Consider the following 17,786-nt stretch of genomic DNA (forward strand, 5'->3'; position numbering starts at 1 on the left):
TTGCCGACTGGCTGCTGATCCCCGGAATCACCCCGGCGTGGCCCGCTGATCTGGGCTTTCGTCTGTGCTCTACTCGACGGGCGAGCCCTATTGCTGGCTATTGGCTGTGGTGTCGAAAGGGTGATTTCGATGATGCGGGAGGCTCCCGGGCCGGGCGAAACCGGTGAACTGCTGCTGCGTTCGGCCCGCTACTTCCGACCCGGCACCCCCGCAGCGGATCTGCACAGCGAACAGATCGTGGGCGGACGCGAAGGCGACGTGTTCTACCGCGACCGCTGGAGCCACGACAAGATCGTGTACTCCACCCACGGCGTGAACTGCACCGGCTCCTGCCGTTGGAAGGTCTACGTCAAGGACGGCATCATCACCTGGGAGACCCAGGCCACCGACTATCCCTCGGTCGGCCCGGATCGCCCCGAGTACGAGCCGCGCGGCTGCCCGCGCGGCGCGTCGTTCTCCTGGTACACCTATTCGCCGACCCGGGTGCGCTACCCGTATGTGCGCGGTGTCCTGGTCGAGCTGTATCGCGAGGCGCGCCGCCGCCTCGGCGACCCGGTGCTGGCGTGGGCCGATATCCAGGCCGACCCGCAGCGCCGCCGCCGCTACCAGCAGGCCCGCGGCAAAGGCGGACTGGTCCGCGCCACCTGGGACGAGGCCATCGAGATCGCCGCCGCCGCGCACGTGCACGCCATCAAGACCCACGGCCCGGACCGGATCGCCGGGTTCTCGCCGATTCCGGCCATGTCGATGGTCTCGCATGCCGCGGGCGCGCGGTTCATGAGTTTGATCGGCGCGCCCATGCTGTCGTTCTACGACTGGTACGCCGATCTGCCGGTGGCCTCGCCGCAGGTGTTCGGTGACCAGACCGATGTTCCCGAATCCGGGGACTGGTGGGATGCCGCGTACCTGATCATGTGGGGTTCGAATGTCCCGGTGACCCGCACCCCGGACGCGCACTGGATGGCCGAATCCCGGTATCGCGGACAGAAAGTCGTGGTCGTCGCCCCCGATTACGCGGACAATGCCAAGTTCGCCGACGAGTGGCTGCACCCGCATCCAGGCACCGACGGCGCGCTGGCCCTGGCCATGGGGCATGTGCTGCTCAAGGAGTGTTTCGTCGATCGCGAGGTCCCGTTCTTCGGCGACTATGTGCGGCAGTTCACCGATCTGCCGTTCCTGGTGACGCTGGTGGAACGCGACGGCGCCTATGTGCCGGACAAATTCGTGCGCGCCACCGATCTCGGCGACACGGGCGAGGGTGCGCAGTGGAAGACCGTGGTGCTCGACGAGGCCACCGGCGCCCCGGTGGTGCCGAACGGCTCGCTCGGTTTCCGCTGGACCGAATCCGGCGCCGGCCGTTGGAATCTGGACCTCGAGGACACCCGCCCGCTGCTGTCGGTGGCCGAGCACGGCATCGGCGTGCAGGTGCTGCTGCCGCGCTTCGACACCGAGGGCGGCGAGCACGGGCAGGGACGTGGCGAGACCATGCGCCGCGGCGTCCCGGCACTGCGGCTGACGGAGGACGGTCCGGTGGTGACCACCGTCTTCGATCTGCTGCTGGCCCAATACGGTGTGGCGCGAACGGATCTGCCCGGCGACTGGCCGACCGGATACGACGATGCCTCCTCGCCCGGAACACCGGCCTGGTCCGAGCGGATCACCTCGGTGCCCGCCGCCCGGGCGGTCAAGATCGCGCGCGAATTCGCCGCGGTGGCCGAGGAATCCCGTGGCCGGTGCATGATCCTGATGGGCGCGGGCACCAATCACTGGTTCCACTCCGAGACCATCTACCGCGCCTTCCTGTCGCTGCTGCTGCTCACCGGCTGTCAGGGCCGCAACGGCGGCGGGTGGGCGCACTATGTCGGGCAGGAGAAGTGCCGCCCGGTGACCGGCTGGGCGAGTCTGGCCTCGGCCAACGACTGGTCTCGCCCGCCACGCCAGATGATCGGCACCGCATGGCATTTCACCAATACCGACCAGTGGCGCTACGACCACTTCACCGCCGATGTGCTGGCCTCGCCGTTGGGCACGGGCCGGTTCGAGGGCATGACCGGGATCGATGTGCTGGCCAAGTCCGCGCGCCTGGGCTGGATGCCCTCGTATCCGACGTTCGATCGCAACCCGCTGGATCTGGCCGACGAGGCGCAGGCGGCGGGCAAGTCGCCGATCGATCACGTGGTCGACGAATTACGGGACGGCCGACTGAGTTTCGCGGTCGAAGACCCCGATGCCCCGGAGAACTGGCCGCGCGTGCTCACCCTGTGGCGGTCGAATCTGTTCGGTTCCTCGGCCAAGGGCGCGGAGTACTTCAGCAAACACCTGCTGGGCACGCATTCCTCGCTGCGCGCCGAACCCGCGCCGCCGCACCTGCGGCCGCGGGATGTGGTGTGGCGCGAGGACGCGCCCGAGGGCAAACTCGATCTGCTGCTCACCATCGACTTCCGCATGACCTCCTCGACGCTGCTCTCCGATATCGTGCTGCCGGCCGCGACCTGGTACGAGAAGCACGATCTGTCCTCCACCGACATGCACCCCTACGTGCACTCGTTCGCCCCGGCGGTGGACCCGCCGTGGCAGGCGCGCACCGACTTCGACGCCTTCTACGAGCTGGCCGCCCGTTTGAGCGAACTGGCGGCCGGGCACCTCGACACCCGCCGCGACGTGGTGGCGACCGCGCTGCAACACGACACCGCCGCCGAGACCGCGCAACCGGGTGGCGTGGCGCTGGATTGGCGTGCGGGCGAATGCGAGCCGATCCCGGGCCAGACCATGCCCGGCCTGGCCGTGGTGGAACGCGACTACACCGCCATCGCCACCAAATTCGCGGCGCTGGGCCCGCTGGTCGACAAGCTCGGCCTGCCCGCCAAGGGCATCATGCTGCGTCCCGACGCGGAGATCGACTACCTGCGCGGCATCAACGGGGTGGTGGCCTCCGGCGTCGCGGCCGGGCGGCCCGCACTCGACACCGCCGTCAAGGCCGCCGATACGATTCTCGCGCTGTCCGCAACCACCAACGGGCGCTTGGCCGTTCAGGGTTTCGAGACGCTGACCCGGCGCACCGGCCAGCCCATGGCGCACCTGGCCATGGAGAAGGAGGGCGTGCGCATCACGTACGCCGACACCCAGGCCGCGCCGGTGCCGGTGATCACCTCGCCGGAATGGTCGGGCAGCGAATCAGGCGGCCGCCGGTACGCGCCGTTCACCCTGAACACCGAGCATCTCAAGCCCTTTCACACGCTGACCGGACGACAGCACTTCTTCCTCGATCACGACTGGATGCACGAGCTGGGCGAGGCGCTGCCGGTGTACCGGCCGCCCCTGGACATGCGGCGGCTCTTCGGCGAACCCGCGCTGGGCCCGGACGGTCAGCGCGAGGTGACGGTGCGCTACCTGACCCCGCACAACAAGTGGTCGATCCACTCCGAGTACCAGGACAACCTGTTCATGCTGTCGCTGTCGCGGGGTGGGCAGGGCATCTGGATGTCGGTCGAGGACGCCGCGGCGATCGGCGTCGCCGACAACGACTGGATCGAGGCGGTGAACCGCAACGGCGTAGTGGTGGCGCGCGCCGTCGTCTCCCCGCGCATGCCGCGCGGAACGGTGTACATGCACCACGCGCAGGAGCGCACCGTCAATGTCCCGAAGTCCGAAACCGATGGTCGCCGTGGCGGTTTCCACAACTCGCTGACCCGGGTCCTGCTCAAACCCACCCACCTGATCGGCGGCTACGCCCAATTGTCCTGGGCATTCAACTATTTCGGTCCCACCGGCAACCAGCGTGACGAGATCACCGTGATCCGCCGCCGCTCCCAGGAGGTGACGTACTGATGCGCGTGATGGCACAGATCGCGATGGTGATGAACCTGGACAAGTGCATCGGCTGTCATACCTGCTCGGTGACCTGCAAGCAGACCTGGACGAACCGGGCCGGCATGGAGTACGCCTGGTTCAACAATGTCGAAACCCGTCCGGGACAGGGCTATCCGCGCCGTTACGAGGACCAGAACGAGTGGAAGGGCGGCTGGACGCTCACCCGGCGCGGCAAGCTGAAGCTCAAACAGGGTTCGCGAGCATGGAAATTGGCGAGCATCTTCGCCAATCCGGTCATGCCCACCCTTCGTGACTACTACGAGCCGTGGACCTACGACTACCGCAACCTCACCGACGCGCCCCTGGGGGACGACTATCCGGTCGCGCCGCCGCGATCGCTGATCACGGGCAAGCCCATGGCGGTCGAATGGTCCGCCAACTGGGACGACAACCTCGGCGGCGCGGCCGAACTCGGTCCCGCGGACCCGAATGTGGTGAAGATGCGCGAAGAGGTGGGGGAGAAGATCCGCTTCACCTTCGAAGAGAGCTTCATGTTCTACCTGCCGCGCATCTGCGAGCACTGCCTCAACCCGGCGTGTGTCGCGTCGTGCCCGTCCGGCGCGATCTACAAGCGCGCCGAGGACGGCATCGTGCTGGTCGATCAGGACCACTGCCGGGGGTGGCGGCAGTGCGTCACCGGCTGCCCGTACAAGAAGATCTACTTCAATCACAACACCGGCAAGGCCGAGAAGTGCACGTTCTGCTATCCCCGCGTGGAGGTGGGGCTGCCGACCGTATGCTCGGAGACCTGCGTGGGCCGGCTGCGCTACCTCGGCGTCATGCTCTACGACGCCGACCGGGTCGCCGGGGCGGCGGCCACCAAGGACGAGAAACAGCTCTACCGAGCCCAATTGGACTGCTTCCTCGATCCCGAGGACCCGCAGGTGCGGCGGGCCGCCGAACGCGACGGCATCTCCCGCGAATGGATCGACGCCGCGCGCCGTTCGCCGGTGCACGCGCTGATCAGCACCTACCGGGTGGCGCTGCCGCTGCACCCGGAATACCGCACCATGCCGATGGTCTGGTACATCCCGCCGCTGTCCCCGGTGGTGGACGCGGTGGCCGACACCGGATTCGACGGCGAGGACGCGGGCAACCTGTTCGGGGCGATCGACGCCCTGCGGATTCCGCTGCGCTACCTGGCCGAACTGTTCACCGCGGGCGATATCGGCCCGGTGCGCGACAGCCTGAACCGGCTGGCGGCCATGCGATCCCATATGGCCGATATCAATCTCGGGCGCACCGTCACCGAGGACAAGGCCGCGGCCGTCGGTATGAGCGCCGCCGAGATCGAGCGGATGTTCACGTTGCTCGCGATCGCCAAATACGAAGACCGCTACGTGATTCCGACCGCCGCCATGGCCGAGGCGCATGCTCTGGAGGAGTCCGCGATCCAGAGCGGATGCAGCCTGGACTACGAGGGCGGGCCCGGCATGTCCGAGGACGGTTCGTTCGGCGGTGGGTCCGGGCGTAAATCGCTGCCGCTGGTCACCATCGAGAGCTTCCACGCCATGCGCAAACAGCAGACCGCGGACACACCGGAGGAGACGCGGCCGTGAACGACGAGATCGCGCTGGTCTACCGGGCCGCCGCGGCCTGCCTGGCCTATCCGGACGCCGAATTCGACGCGGACATACCGCTGTTCGATTCGGCGCTGGCGCGGGTACGGCATCCGGGCGCTCGACTTCTTCGCGAATTCCTTTCCACCGCAGCGGAACTCGATCTCGACCGGCGTGCCACGGCTTACGTGGACACCTTCGATTTCACCAACCGGCACAGCCTGTACTTGACCTGGTGGACCGACGGCGACACCCGTAACCGAGGCGCTGCGCTGGTGCGGTTCAAGGACTACTACCGCGCACGCGGCTTCGATTTCGGCGGTGACGAACTGCCCGACTTCCTGCCCGCTGTCCTCGAATTCAGCGCCCTGGCCCGCACCACCGCGCTGCTGCTCGAGCATCGGCCCGCGCTGGAACTGCTTCGAATCGCCCTGCGCGACAAGGACAACGCCTATGCAGCCGTGCTGGCCGGAATCTGCGCGACCCTGCCCGGACCCTCGCCGCGTGACCGGGCCGCAGCCCGGGCCATGGCGCGCGGCGGGCCGCCCCGCGAGTCGGTCGGCCTGGAACCCTACGGACATCTCGCCATGCTGCCCCTGCTGACAGGAGACCGTCGATGAGCATCTTCCTGTGGGGTGCGCTGCCGTACCTCGTCCTCGCGCTGCTCGCCACCGGCCTGGCCTGGCGCTACCGCTACGACAAGTTCGGCTGGACCACCCGCTCCTCGGAACTCTACGAATCCCGCCTGCTGAACATCGCCTCGCCGATGTTCCACTACGGCATCCTGTTCGTCTTCCTCGGCCACATCATGGGCCTGTTCATCCCGGCGAGCTGGACCGACGCGCTGCACTTCGACGAGCACGCCTACCACCTGGTCTCGCTGTTCGCGGGCACCGCCGCCGGCGCGCTGACCGTTCTCGGCATCGCCATGCTCATCTACCGGCGTCGCACCAATGCCGGTGTCTTCCACGCCACCACCCGCAACGACAAGCTCATGTACCTGGTGCTGGTCGGCGCGATCGTCACCGGCATGTTCGCCAAACTGAGCCATTCCAGCATCGACGAGGGCTACGACTACCGCTCCACCATCGCGCCCTGGGCGCGCAGCATCTTCACCCTGCGGCCCGAGGTCGATCTGATGGCCGGTGCGCCCACCGCCTTCCAGATCCACGCCGTGATCGGCATGCTGCTGTTCGCGCTGCTGCCGTTCACCCGGCTCGTGCACATCTTCAGCGCCCCGGTGCAGTACCTGTTCCGGCCCTACATCGTCTACCGCAGCCGCGACCCGCGTCAGCTCGCCGAACGGCCCGCGCGCCGGGGCTGGGAGCGGATCGACGCCGGACGGTAGGGTCGAGGCATGTCCGACCGGCCCTGCGTAGTCGTGGTGATGGGCGTGTCCGGTGCGGGCAAGTCGACGGTCGCCGCCGCGCTGGCCACCGACCTGGGCTGGCCGATGCTCGAGGGTGACGACCTGCATCCGGCGGCCAATATCGCGAAGATGTCGGTGGGCCATCCGCTCACCGACGCAGACCGCGAACCCTGGTTGCGGGATATCGCCCGCTGGATCTCCACGCGGGTCGCCGCCGACGGGTCGGCCGTCGTCACCTGTTCGGCGCTCAAGCGCTCCTATCGCGACCTGCTGCGCGATGGTGTCGCCGACCACCCGGACGCCCGCCTGATCTTCGTCTATCTGCACGGCACCCGCGCGGAACTACACCGGCGCATGGCGCACCGGAAGGGCCACTTCATGCCCGCGTCCATGCTCGATTCCCAACTCGCGACGCTCGAGGACCCCACCGGCGAACCCGGGGTGATCACCCTCGACATCGATCACTCGCCCAGCGAGCTCGCCGCGGCCGCCGAGGCGGCGCTGCGCTGAACCCGCCCGGAATCCCTCCGCCCCCGGCGCGTTGGTACTACCTATGACTACCCGCTTCTCCATCCTGGACCGGTCGCGCACCCGGGAAGGACAGAGCCATCCCGAAGCGCTGCGGGAGACCGTCGAATTCGGCCGGCTCGCCGAGCAGTGGGGGTATCACCGGTTCTGGGTGTCCGAGCACCACAGCGTGCCGGGTATCGCCGGGTCCGCGCCGACCGTGCTCGCGGCAGCCGTGGCGGCGGCGACCTCGCGGATCCGGGTCGGTACCGGTGGTGTGATGCTGCCCAACCATCAGCCGCTGGTGGTGGCCGAACAGTTCGGCGTGCTGGAATCGCTGTTTCCGGGGCGCATCGATATGGGGCTGGGCCGCTCGGTGGGTTTCACCGGCGGGGTGCGGCGGGCGCTGGGCCACGACAAGCAGGACGCCGCCGACTTCGACACCCGATTGACCGAACTGCTCGGCTATTTCGCGGGCGGACGGCAGGGGGTACACGCTTGGCCCGCCGAGGGATTGCCGGTGACCCCGTTCCTGCTGGCCACCGGATCCAGCGCGGAGCGGGCGGCGCGCTTCGGCCTGCCGCTCGTGATCGCCGCCGTCGGGGGTGAACAGGCGATGGTGACCGCGATCGAGCGCTATCGCGCCGACTTCCAGCCCGGCGCCTGGGCCGCCGAACCGTATGTGGTGGTCAGCGCCTCGGTGATGATCGCCGACAGCCGCGCCCAAGCGCACCGGCTCCTGCTGCCGGAAGCCTGGTCGGCGGCCTACTCCCGCACCCACGGCACCTTCCCGCCGCTGCGCGCCCCCGAGGACATCACCCCCGAATCGATGACCGACCGCCAGCGCGCCATCTTCACCGACAGCCTGCGCCCCCACATCCACGGCCCCGAAGCCGACATCCTCCCCACCCTCGAATCCCTGATCACCCGCACCACCGCCGACGAAATCCTGGTCCACACCAGCACTTTCGACCGCACCGCCCGCCTCGAATCCCACCGTCGGCTGGCCGTCGCGGTCGGTCTCGCACCTGGGTGAGTGGGACATGGCTGAGGTAAACGTCGAGTGACTCCCTCGGTCAGGTCCCACTTACCACGGGCCGGGTGAAATGGGCGACCGCTTCGGCGACCGGGGTTGCGCCACCGGTGAGTTCGATGATGACGCGGGTGAGGGCGGGGTGGTGGAGGGTGGCGGCGAGGAAGGCGGCTACGTCGTCGCGGGTGACGTCGCCGTAGTCGATGGCGGGGCCGGCGGTGACGTGGCCGGTGCCCGGGGTGTCGCGCAGCGTGCCGGGGCGCACGATGACCCAGTCCAGGGTGGTGCGGGTCAGGTAGACGTCGGCGAGTTTCTTGACCCGCATGTAGTGCTCGAAGCCGGGGGTGGTGTCGTGGTCGCGGCCGGCCTCGGGGAAGACCGAGACCAGGACGAAACGCGAAACCCCTGCTCGGATCGCGGCTTCGGCGGCCTTCTCCAGACCTTTGCCGTCGATGAGGGTGGTCTGGTCGGTGCCGGTGCCGTGGGCTCCGGCCGAGAACACCACGGCATCGTGACCGGCGATCTTCTCGGCCAGTTCCGCGGCGGACTCCGCGATGAGATCACCCGGCAGAGGAGTGGCGCCTGTCGCGGCGACCACCTCGGCCTGGCTCGGATTGCGGTACATCCCGGTGACCGCGTCACCGCGCTCGGTGAGCAGGCGGGCGAGCCTGCGTCCGACACCACCGGCCGCACCGATCTGGAATACCTTCATGGGCACTCACTGTAGGTAACCGGCTGGACAGTCGGCGGGATTGCCGCCATGATCTCCCGGTACTGCTACTCGAGCTCGGGGTGTGTTTGATGTCGCTGTTGCGAAAATCCGCGTTGGCCTTGGTTATTCCGGCGGCTGCCGCGTCGATGGTCACCGGTGCCGGGTCCGCGCAGGCGGCGCCCGATCTCTACGGGGCCATCGCGGTGCGGACCAAAGGAGTCGGCGCGGCCGCGGACTATCGCACGCAGAAGGAAGCGGACGCGGCGGCCATGAAAGCCTGCGGTGACGCTTCCCTGTGCACCGTGATGGCGCGGTTCTACAACGAGTGCGGTTCGGTCGCCGAACGCGATATCGCCTGGCCGCTCGGCACCAGCCCGAACTATTGGGCCGGTACCGGGCCGACCGCCGCGAAGGCGCACGAAAACGCCATGCGGATGGCCGGTTTGGAGCCGATCTCGATTCCGGGTGTCTGGTGGGTCGCCAAACCCGCCTTCGTCCTGGACACCATCTGCACCTCGAACGCCGGATAGGAGAACCGAACTCATGTCGCTGCCGCGTAAATCGGCCTGGGCCATGGTTGTTCCGACCGTCGGGGTGCTGCTGGCCGCCAATACCGGCTCCGCCCAGGCCACCGATTATCTGTACGGATCGATCGCCCTCGGCCTGGGCACCGTAGGCGAATCCTTCGACTACCCGGACCAGGGCTCCGCCGACGCGGCCGCCCTCGAGGCGTGCCAGAAGGGCAAGCCCAGCGGATGCTGGATCGCGGTCCGAATCCAGAACGAATGCGGTTCGGTCGCCGAATTGGACGTGAAGGCCTTTCCGTGGACGGTGCTCCCGGATGTCCCGGGTCTGTCCGTCCAGCCCCTCTACTACTACGGGACGGGCCCCACGGCCGCGGACGCCGAGGCGGCGGCGATGCGGCTCGCCGACGCGCCCCGCCTCCAATCCGCCACTTTTCAGATCGTCCGCCCGGCGTTCGTCCTGGACACCATCTGCACCTCCAACGCCGGCTGAACTCGTCGCCCCTCGGTCGGCAGGCGGACCGGGGCGGCACTAGATTGGCTCAGGGTCGCAGCGCAATTCGGGTGCTGCGGGGAGGATGTCAGTGGTTTTGCAGGCGGGAACCCAGTTCGCCGGGTTCACCATCGAGCGGCGGCTCGGATCCGGAGGGATGGGCACGGTCTACCTGGCCGGGCATCCCCGGCTACAGCGGCAGGTGGCGCTGAAGGTGCTCGCCAACGCCTTCCTCGCGGATCCCAAGGCGCGCTCGGCTTTCGACCGGGAAGCCACCGTGGCCGCTGGGCTCGACCATCCCAATATCGTGCCCGTATACGACCGCAGCGAGGCCGAGGATCCGGCGCTCTGGTTGACCATGCGTTACATCGACGGCGGTGATGCCGCCAAACTGCTGGACCGGCATCCCGACGGTCTGGACGCGGACCGCGCGGTGCGCCTGCTGACCGGCGCGGCGCACGCGCTCGACTACGCGCACGAGCAGGGCGTCCTGCACCGGGACGTGAAACCGGCGAACCTGCTCATCGAGAACAGCCCGATGCACGGGGAGCGGGCCGTGCTAACCGATTTCGGTATCGCCCGCACCCTGGACGACACCGTCACGCTGTCCGGTATCGCCGCTACCTTCGCCTACGCCGCCCCGGAACGTTTCACCGACGGCCCCACCGACCACCGCGCCGACGTCTACTCCCTGGGCTGCACCCTGTTCCAATTGCTCACCGGCCGAACACCTTTCCCGCGCAAGGACCAGGCGGCGGTGATCGGCGCGCACCTCGGCGCACCGCCACCGGCACCCCGCGACCGCCGTCCCGACCTGCCCGCGGAACTCGACACCGTCATTGCGACCGCCCTGGCCAAATCCCCCGAGGACCGCTACCCCAACTGCACCGCTCTCGCTGAAGCCGCCGCCCACGCCCTCCACTCCGCCGCCCGCGCACACGCCGCAGCGGCCCCCACCGAGACCGGCACCCCACAGAAGGCGCCGCTCCTCACGAAGCCGGGCGTCGCCGATCGGTCCGTGCCGGAGTCGGCGGGTGATGTTTCCGCTCCGGTGGCTGCTGCCCGGCGCGGTGGCCCGAACTCTGACCGGTCCGCGCCGGAGTTGGTGGGCGACGTTTCCGGCCCGGTAGGTGCTGCTCGGCGTGGTGACTTGGATTCTGGCCGGTCCGTGTCGGAGTTGGCGGGTGATGTTTCCGTTTCGGTAGGTGCTGCTCGGCGTGGTGACTTGGACTCTGGCCGGTCCGTGTCGGAGTTGGCGGGTGATGCTTCCGCGTCGGTGGCTGGTGCGTGGCGCGGTGGTCCGAACTCTGATCGGTCCGTGTCGGAGTCGGCGGGTGACGTTTCCGATCCGGTGGCTGGCGCGCGGCGCAGTGGTATGAATTCCGATCGGTTCGTGTCGGACCCGGCCGTCAACTCGCCTGACTCGGAGGCAGCCCACGGGCCTCGCGATGCGAACTCCGCGCCGCCCCGCGGTGTGATGCCGGGCCCGCCGGTCGCTGCTCGGCGAACGCCTTTCGTGGGTGTCCCGGCCGACTCGCCTCCCGGCGTGCAGTCGGCTGCGGGTTCACCTCGTCGTGACGGGGGCGGTGCGCAAGCGTCAGGCGCGCCCGGTAACTCGGTGTCCGATCAAGCACCGCTTCCTGATGGGTCGCCAGACGCGTCGGACGTGGCTCCCGATCAGGCGCATGTGCGGACTGTGATTCGAGCGGGGGCCTCGCGATCGTCGGCGGGCTTCGATTCGCTCGGGCCCGCGAGCCCGGGGCGGGTGTCGGCCCGGCGTCGGCAGACCGCGTTGTTCGCCGTGCTCGCGGTGGTAGTGCTCGGCGTACTGGTCGGCATGGTGTTCACCCTGCGCGAGGATGCTGGGGCGGGAGGTCCCGCACCCACGACAACGGTTGCGCCGCAATCGGTTACGCCTACGCCCACATCGGCCGGTGCCCCGGCCAGCCCACCGCCGCTGCCGGCCGAGGCTCCGGTCGAAACTCACCAGACCGCCGCTCCGGCCCCGACCACCCAGCAATACGTCCCCCCGGTCCAGCGCCCGCAGAGCCCCGCGACCCAGGCGCCCCAGGTGGTCCCGCAGACCCGGGTCCACGAATGGCCGGGCTGACCCGCGGGGCGTGGTGCCGCAGGCCGGGGTCGGTGATTGGCTGGGCTGTCCGGCGGGTTTGTGGTCGACAGCCGATTGCCGGAGGGCTGGACTGCCCTGTGGCTGTGGTGCCGCGTCGAGAGTTGGGCGTCCCGGCGAAGTTACATACAGGTGTGTCTGTTACAGTGTGTAACGTCTAGTCGGGGTGGTCGTGCACCCCTGCCCGAGAGGAATCGCCCCGGATGACCTGGCTTGTCACCAGTCTGCCGCCCGCGCTGCGCAACGGGTGGGCGTTGACTTTCGGTAATGGCATCGAAATGCCTACGCGCACAAGCTCGACCGTACTCTACGACCGCCCGCACCGGCAGCTGCGCCGGTTCGACCGGGACACCCCGGCCACCGGCAACCCGGTGCTGCTGGTGCCGCCGCTGGCCGTCGACGCCTCCTGCTACGACCTGCGGCCGGGGCAGAGCCTGGCCCAGTTCCTGCTCGACACCGGCCGCCAGCCCTACGTGATCGACTACGGCCGCATCACCGCCGCCGACCGTGACCTCGGCCTCGAGGAGTGGATCGACGACATCCTCCCGACCGCCATCGCCCGGGTCAGCGCCGAGCACGGCGGCGCCGACGTGGACGTGATCGGCTGGTCGCTGGGCGGCATCATCAGCCTGCTCACCGCCGCCGACCACAACGAGCTGCCGCTGGGCTCGGTCACCACCCTGGGCTCGCCCATGGACTTCGGCAAGAACATCCTGCTCAAACCGGTGCGAATGTTCGCCAAGTTCTCCGGTGGCCGCGAAATCACCTATGCCACCTACCTTTTCGGTGGTATCCCGGGCCTGTTCGTGCAGGCCGGTTTCCGCGGCATGTCGTTCTCGCGCGAACTGACCCGCCCGCTGTTCATCGCCCGCAACGTGGCCGACACCGAGGCGCTGGCCCGCATGGAGGCCATCGACCGCTTCATCGACGCCATGCCCGGCTACCCCGGCCGCCTCTACCGCCAGACCTACAAGCAGCTCATCGTCGGCAACCAGCTCGCCCGCGGCCAGGTCCGGCTGAGCCCGGACCGCCGCATCGACTTGACCAAACTCAGCTGCCGCGTCCTGCTGCTCGGCAGCAGCGCCGACACCCTCGCCCCCTCCGCCACCATCGCCCCCGGCGTCGACATCCTCACCGGCGCCGCCGAAGTCGAATTCACCGACATCCCCGACCTCAACCACCTGGCCCTCATCGCCGGCCCCCAGGCCCGCCACACCACCTGGCCCCGCATCCACGAGTTCCTGGGCTGAGCCCGCCACGATGCCGGTAAGTGGGACACCACTGCGGGGGCTTCTCGCGAAACACCGCAGTCATGTCCCGGCTTGAGAGGGCTTAGGCCCAGGTGGCCTGGTTCGGGACGGTCGAGCCGTAGATGACGTAGAACCATTGGCCGGGGGCCAGTTCGTTCATGTCGTGCCAGGTGCCGGAGGGGTCGCGCTGGTAGCGGTGGCGGATGCCGGTGCCGTCGTCGTAGCAGGCGATATCGGAGGTGCCGAAGGGGCTCCAGTACACCGCGGTGCCTGGGCGGGGCGGTTCCAGTGGCGTCCGGAAGAGGTGGCTGCACGGGGTGATCACCGGGTGGTAGATGGACGGCTGGGGGGCGGCGGACGGGGCCAGGCCGGTGATGCCGGCGGCGGCTATCGCGATGGCGGCGAGTCCACGGCGGATGGTGACGCGCATTCGGTGTTCTCCTCGCGTTCGGGTCGGTACCCAGCCAGGGCTACCCGGAAACATCGAAACATATTCCGGCACAACCGATGACAAGGTCTTGGTCGAGCGTTCACACTGAGGGGGCAGTTGTACGGAGGGGCATCGATGAGAATTCGACCGCGGCAACAACTTCTGGATCTGTGGCGAGCGCACCTGCACACCTCGTTCCGCGATGATACGTGGGTCTGGGGCGGGCGCGACGGACGTAACTCGATCAGCGACGCCGAACAGTTGATGTGCCTGCTGTATCCGTCGACCGAGTTGGACAGTTTCGCCCTGGACCCGGACAGCATCGCCACCGCCGACGACGTGGCCGCGGTGATGGCGGTCCTCGGCGACGACATCCGGGTCGGCGGCGCGCTGGTGACGAAGATCGAGGAGTTCTTCGACGCCTACACCGGCGCCGACGGTGAGTCGAACTTCGCAGGCGGCAGCTACTTTCGCGATGTGGGCTTCGGCGAGCCGACGGCCGCGCAACGCGAACTCGAAGTGGTCGACTCGTATTCGATGTCGCTGAGTCTGTGCATCGCGACTCTGCGCTTCCTGCGCGGGTTGCAGCGCTATCTCGTGCACGAGGTGCGCCGCGAGGCCCGGCGATTGAACCAGCGGATCGACGATCTGACGCCCCGGGTGAGCGCCCGCCTGACCGCCGCGATGGGCGGCTTGATCCGCAGTTTCGTGATCCACACGCCGCCGTTCAGCTCACCTGCCGGACAGGAGATCCTGCGGCTGGTGAACCAGACCGGCGCCTCGGCCAAGGATGTCATCGCCGACTTCTCGGCCGCGCTGGAGCAGATCCGCGTGCAGGCCTCCACCGACGTCCGCAGTGGTCACGCCTCCGATATCGATCTGCGCGACGACAATCTGGCCTTCGAGTGCGGCTGGGCGTGGGGCATCGACGTCAACGCCGGTGACATCGTGGATGTCACCACCCGGATCGCCACCCAGCCCGGTTACGCCGTCTCCGAGCCCTACCTCTATTTCACGCTGGTCGCCCTCGACGGCATCAAGGACCTGTACTCCCAGCGCACCAAGGAACCGGACCTGTTCGAGCCGCGTCAGCTGCTGCTGGTCGAGTCGCTGAAACGCCGCGCGGAGCTGACCCAGCGCTATTGGGCGACGATCTCGCGGTTCGGTACCGGGCGCTGGCCGCTGGAGGACCTGCCCTGGCGCACCTCCGACGGCAAACAGTCCGATTACTACAGTCTCGCGGTGACCGCGTTCCTGATCCAGGATCTGCTGGAACGGGAGTCCACCACGGATCTGGCGCGCACCGTCGCGGTGCTGCGTCAGCTGGCCCAGCGGGCGCGGATCATCAACCGGGAGGTGCCGGACGATCCCGCCGCGCGCCTGCACTATCCGGGAATCACCTTGACGCTCAAGGGGTCCGAGGATGTGGAGGCGGGCCCGCTGCTGGGTTATCACGTCGCCGACTTCACCACGCTGCTGCTCAAGCGCTCGCTACAGGCCGCCCGGCTGGCCCGCGACGTCGAGACCCGCGAGCAACTGCTGGATCTGGCGACCTCGTCCATGGATCACATGCTGGAGCGCTCGATCGCGCGCGGCCGGTCGGCGGGCCTGTGGGACAACCTCGCCCCGCTCGGCGACGCCGCCGAGGCCGCGCCGTCCTGGTTCCTGACCGAACGCATGATGGAGTGTCTGGTCGTCGCGCACAACACCTACACCCGGCCACCGCTGGCCACCCAGGGCATGATCAACGCCACCACCGGCAAGATCAGCGAGGCCGAGCATCTGCTCAATCAGGAACTGCTCCAGGTCAGCGATGCCGTCTACTCGCCGCGCTTCAAGGAGTTGGAGGCGATCGAGCAGGCCCTGGATCGCGCCCGGGAGATCCTGAGCAAACGGCCGCACACCGCCGAGGCCCTGGCCGTGGACGCGCTGTTACGGCTCAACGCGCTCGCCTACGCCCGGGAGGACGCCACCCGATGAGCGCCGCCGACAGCGACTCGATGCTGGTCTTCGCGACCTCCGACAAAGGGGGCACGGGCCGCTCGGTCACCAGCTGCAACATCGCCTACCGGCTGTGTCTGCGCGGTCTCGACGTCGCCTATGTCGATTTCGATTTCGGATCCCCGACGGCGGGCGCGCTGTTCGAGATCGGCCAGGCCGAACGCGGCATCACCGAGGGCCACGGGTTGCACTCGTATCTGCTCGGCAATATCGGGGAGCCGAAGCGGCTGACCGTCAGCGGCGAGACCGACCGGCCCCAGTTGCGCCGCAATCCGCCGGGCGCCGGTGAGCTGGTGCTGATTCCGGGTGATCTGGGCGGCGCCGAATTCGGCTGTGACGACGCCATGGTGCAGCGCGGCGCGCGGCTGCTCGCGAAGCTGCTCAGCGAATTCGCGGTGGTGATGGTCGATCTCAGCGCCGGGCGCTCGGTCGCCCTGGAGATCGCGCTGCGCGCTACCGCCTCGACCATGCTGAATCACCGCCCGCATCGCTGGCTGGTCTTCCATCGCTGGACCCATCAGCATGTGCTGGCGGCCGGCGGCCTGGTGCACGGGCCGCACGGATTGATCACCACCGGAGCGCATTTCGGCCACGACGAGGACGCCCTGCTGGCCTCGACGCGCTGCGTGCGCACCGCGGTCGCCGCGTCGGACTGGACCCGCACGGTGGACCGTCCGCCGCAGGCCGCCTGGCTCAAGGAGCAGGCCAACGCGCTGCGGGAACTGGCCATGGCCAACGGTATCGGCGCGGCCATGGTGCTCGGGCAGACGCCGATCGAGCCGATGTTGCAGTGGCGCGAACAGCTCATTCTCGACGCCGACGTGAACGCCCGGCTGGCCAATCTGGCCACGGTCGAGGCGTACACGGATCTGGCTCGGCGACTTACCGATTCGGCGACCTGGGACATCGAGTAATGAATCTGCCAACCTATCGGGAGGCGTCGGAGGAATCCGCCATCGCGCCGCTACCCATGGCCCACCTGTCGATCGAGATCTGCCATTTCCGGCACGAGGAGATCCTCTACGAGACCGATCTGGTCCGCGCCCAGTTCCGGCGCGCGGTCCCGCTGGTCGCCGCGTTCATCGAGTCGGCGCGCATCGAATTCGGGCCCGATACCCAGGTGAGCACCTGCTATCTCACCGACGACTACTTCCAGCCCCGGTTCGAACCGGCCAAGGTGCTCGACCGGCTGCTGCGCACCGCCGGTGAAGCCGGGCTGAGCATCGACTATCTGGCCCGGGAATCGAGCTGCCATCAGGCGCCGGTGTTCGCGGGCGGCGTCGCGGTGGGCGCGCCGATCCCGGTCGCGGAGATGGTGTCCGCGCGGCTGATCGCTCAGCCCGAGGACGAGGAGACCGCCAACGGCAGCCGCCCGCCCACCACCGAATCCGGCTGGCTGTGCAACGGCCGCCGGGAGCAGAACGGCGTGTCCCGCCCGGCCATGCACCCGCAGCCGTATCGGCCGCCGCAGGAGTACGGGCGGGGCGAGCATTCGATCTTTCTGGATGTGGAGCTGTGGCACGACCGGGACGCGGCGCGCCGCTGGTCGTGTCCGTTCCTGGCCGCGGTGTGGCAGCTGCTGCGGCTGGGCATGCTGCGCTATCACGGTGCGCCCGTGGTGGATCCGCAGCAGTGGCCCGCCGACCGGGACTGGCCGGACCGCTGGCAGGACCTGCCGCCGGTGGTGCGGCTGAATCCGGAGGCGGCGCCGTTCACGGCGTACCGGACGCTGTCCATGCTGCCCAAGCGCTATCTGCTGATCGAGTCGGCGGTGCGGGTCATCCTCGATCATCTGGCCCCGGATGACGATGTCGCCGCCGAGGTCGCCGCGCAGGGCGCGCGGGCCGGGGTGCCGGTGCCGCCCAAAGTCGTGGAACGCGTAGGACATCTGCTGCTCGACGGGACGTGAC

15 protein-coding genes are annotated in these 17,786 nt (G+C 68.6%); 13 read left to right on the forward strand and 2 right to left on the reverse strand.

Annotation, left to right across the window (positions count from 1 at the left end):
- Nucleotides 1-129 precede the first annotated feature (129 nt).
- Genes ACFVMC_RS27660 through ACFVMC_RS27685 form a run of 6 tightly spaced genes read left to right on the forward strand, consistent with a single transcriptional unit; the run spans nucleotide 130 to nucleotide 8,341 of the window.
- Nucleotides 130-3,828: a nitrate reductase subunit alpha gene (locus ACFVMC_RS27660; protein ID WP_379215000.1), complete on the forward strand. Its 3,699-nt coding sequence runs from the start codon at nucleotides 130-132 to the stop codon at nucleotides 3,826-3,828.
- A complete protein-coding gene (narH, locus tag ACFVMC_RS27665; RefSeq protein WP_379215002.1) occupies nucleotides 3,828-5,429 on the forward strand; it encodes a nitrate reductase subunit beta in 1,602 nt (533 codons plus the stop codon). The genes ACFVMC_RS27660 and narH overlap by 1 nt, the downstream gene beginning before the upstream one ends.
- Complete coding sequence (narJ, locus tag ACFVMC_RS27670; RefSeq protein WP_379215004.1) at nucleotides 5,426-6,049, forward strand: nitrate reductase molybdenum cofactor assembly chaperone; 624 nt, start codon at nucleotides 5,426-5,428, stop codon at nucleotides 6,047-6,049. The genes narH and narJ overlap by 4 nt, the downstream gene beginning before the upstream one ends.
- Nucleotides 6,046-6,777 (forward strand): respiratory nitrate reductase subunit gamma, encoded by a 732-nt coding sequence (gene narI, locus ACFVMC_RS27675; RefSeq protein ID WP_379215006.1) that lies wholly within the window; start codon nucleotides 6,046-6,048, stop codon nucleotides 6,775-6,777. Before narJ ends, narI begins: the two co-directional genes overlap by 4 nt.
- A gap of 9 nt (nucleotides 6,778-6,786) precedes the next feature.
- The gene (locus ACFVMC_RS27680) at nucleotides 6,787-7,308 is read left to right on the forward strand and encodes a gluconokinase (protein WP_379215008.1); all 522 of its coding nucleotides are present in this window, start codon (nucleotides 6,787-6,789) and stop codon (nucleotides 7,306-7,308) included.
- A gap of 43 nt (nucleotides 7,309-7,351) precedes the next feature.
- Nucleotides 7,352-8,341 carry an LLM class flavin-dependent oxidoreductase gene (locus ACFVMC_RS27685; RefSeq protein ID WP_379215010.1) on the forward strand — a complete coding sequence of 330 codons (990 nt, stop codon included), beginning with the start codon at nucleotides 7,352-7,354 and terminating at the stop codon, nucleotides 8,339-8,341.
- Between the two features lie 40 nt (nucleotides 8,342-8,381).
- Here the strand turns inward: ACFVMC_RS27685 and ACFVMC_RS27690 are convergent, their stop codons facing one another.
- The gene (locus tag ACFVMC_RS27690) at nucleotides 8,382-9,050 is read right to left on the reverse strand and encodes an NAD(P)-binding oxidoreductase (protein ID WP_379215012.1); all 669 of its coding nucleotides are present in this window, start codon (nucleotides 9,048-9,050) and stop codon (nucleotides 8,382-8,384) included.
- A gap of 89 nt (nucleotides 9,051-9,139) precedes the next feature.
- Here ACFVMC_RS27690 and ACFVMC_RS27695 point away from each other — a divergent pair, with 89 nt between their 5' ends.
- From ACFVMC_RS27695 to ACFVMC_RS27710, 4 genes are all read left to right on the forward strand, one after another.
- Complete coding sequence (locus ACFVMC_RS27695; protein WP_379215013.1) at nucleotides 9,140-9,580, forward strand: DUF4189 domain-containing protein; 441 nt, start codon at nucleotides 9,140-9,142, stop codon at nucleotides 9,578-9,580.
- A 13-nt stretch (nucleotides 9,581-9,593) separates the two neighbouring features.
- Entirely contained in the window at nucleotides 9,594-10,067 is a 474-nt protein-coding gene (locus ACFVMC_RS27700) for a DUF4189 domain-containing protein (protein ID WP_379215015.1), read from the forward strand.
- 91 nt (nucleotides 10,068-10,158) lie between these two features.
- Nucleotides 10,159-12,177 carry a protein kinase gene (locus ACFVMC_RS27705; protein WP_379215017.1) on the forward strand — a complete coding sequence of 673 codons (2,019 nt, stop codon included), beginning with the start codon at nucleotides 10,159-10,161 and terminating at the stop codon, nucleotides 12,175-12,177.
- Nucleotides 12,178-12,398: 221 nt separating this feature from the next.
- On the forward strand, nucleotides 12,399-13,445 hold the full coding sequence (locus ACFVMC_RS27710) for an alpha/beta fold hydrolase (RefSeq protein WP_379215018.1): 1,047 nt from the start codon (nucleotides 12,399-12,401) through the stop codon (nucleotides 13,443-13,445).
- Nucleotides 13,446-13,527: 82 nt separating this feature from the next.
- Here ACFVMC_RS27710 and ACFVMC_RS27715 read toward each other — a convergent pair whose 3' ends face one another.
- Nucleotides 13,528-13,875 carry a hypothetical protein gene (locus ACFVMC_RS27715; RefSeq protein WP_379215019.1) on the reverse strand — a complete coding sequence of 116 codons (348 nt, stop codon included), beginning with the start codon at nucleotides 13,873-13,875 and terminating at the stop codon, nucleotides 13,528-13,530.
- A gap of 135 nt (nucleotides 13,876-14,010) precedes the next feature.
- Between ACFVMC_RS27715 and ACFVMC_RS27720 the strand changes: the two genes are divergently transcribed.
- The 3 genes from ACFVMC_RS27720 to ACFVMC_RS27730 are packed head-to-tail and all read left to right on the forward strand — an operon-like array spanning nucleotide 14,011 to nucleotide 17,785.
- Nucleotides 14,011-15,855 carry an SCO2524 family protein gene (locus ACFVMC_RS27720; protein ID WP_379215020.1) on the forward strand — a complete coding sequence of 615 codons (1,845 nt, stop codon included), beginning with the start codon at nucleotides 14,011-14,013 and terminating at the stop codon, nucleotides 15,853-15,855.
- Nucleotides 15,852-16,790 (forward strand): SCO2523 family variant P-loop protein, encoded by a 939-nt coding sequence (locus ACFVMC_RS27725; protein ID WP_379215022.1) that lies wholly within the window; start codon nucleotides 15,852-15,854, stop codon nucleotides 16,788-16,790. The genes ACFVMC_RS27720 and ACFVMC_RS27725 overlap by 4 nt, the downstream gene beginning before the upstream one ends.
- A complete protein-coding gene (locus ACFVMC_RS27730) occupies nucleotides 16,790-17,785 on the forward strand; it encodes an SCO2522 family protein (RefSeq protein ID WP_379215023.1) in 996 nt (331 codons plus the stop codon). The genes ACFVMC_RS27725 and ACFVMC_RS27730 overlap by 1 nt, the downstream gene beginning before the upstream one ends.
- Nucleotide 17,786: the final 1 nt, after the last annotated feature.

This window comes from Nocardia sp. NPDC127579 (genome assembly GCF_042672005.1).
In the GTDB taxonomy this organism is placed as follows: Bacteria; Actinomycetota; Actinomycetes; order Mycobacteriales; family Mycobacteriaceae; genus Nocardia.

What these genes read in the sequence shown, in the direction of transcription:
- ACFVMC_RS27710 (WP_379215018.1), top strand. Translation starts at nt 12,399, where the DNA reads ATGACCTGGCTTGTCACCAGTCTGCCGCCCGCGCTGCGCAACGGGTGG.
- ACFVMC_RS27700 (WP_379215015.1), top strand. Translation starts at nt 9,594, where the DNA reads ATGTCGCTGCCGCGTAAATCGGCCTGGGCCATGGTTGTTCCGACCGTC.
- ACFVMC_RS27725 (WP_379215022.1), top strand. Translation starts at nt 15,852, where the DNA reads ATGAGCGCCGCCGACAGCGACTCGATGCTGGTCTTCGCGACCTCCGAC.
- ACFVMC_RS27715 (WP_379215019.1), bottom strand. Translation starts at nt 13,875, where the DNA reads ATGCGCGTCACCATCCGCCGTGGACTCGCCGCCATCGCGATAGCCGCC.
- narH (WP_379215002.1), top strand. Translation starts at nt 3,828, where the DNA reads ATGCGCGTGATGGCACAGATCGCGATGGTGATGAACCTGGACAAGTGC.
- ACFVMC_RS27660 (WP_379215000.1), top strand. Translation starts at nt 130, where the DNA reads ATGATGCGGGAGGCTCCCGGGCCGGGCGAAACCGGTGAACTGCTGCTG.
- ACFVMC_RS27720 (WP_379215020.1), top strand. Translation starts at nt 14,011, where the DNA reads ATGAGAATTCGACCGCGGCAACAACTTCTGGATCTGTGGCGAGCGCAC.
- ACFVMC_RS27690 (WP_379215012.1), bottom strand. Translation starts at nt 9,050, where the DNA reads ATGAAGGTATTCCAGATCGGTGCGGCCGGTGGTGTCGGACGCAGGCTC.
- ACFVMC_RS27680 (WP_379215008.1), top strand. Translation starts at nt 6,787, where the DNA reads ATGTCCGACCGGCCCTGCGTAGTCGTGGTGATGGGCGTGTCCGGTGCG.
- ACFVMC_RS27685 (WP_379215010.1), top strand. Translation starts at nt 7,352, where the DNA reads ATGACTACCCGCTTCTCCATCCTGGACCGGTCGCGCACCCGGGAAGGA.
- ACFVMC_RS27695 (WP_379215013.1), top strand. Translation starts at nt 9,140, where the DNA reads ATGTCGCTGTTGCGAAAATCCGCGTTGGCCTTGGTTATTCCGGCGGCT.
- ACFVMC_RS27730 (WP_379215023.1), top strand. Translation starts at nt 16,790, where the DNA reads ATGAATCTGCCAACCTATCGGGAGGCGTCGGAGGAATCCGCCATCGCG.
- narI (WP_379215006.1), top strand. Translation starts at nt 6,046, where the DNA reads ATGAGCATCTTCCTGTGGGGTGCGCTGCCGTACCTCGTCCTCGCGCTG.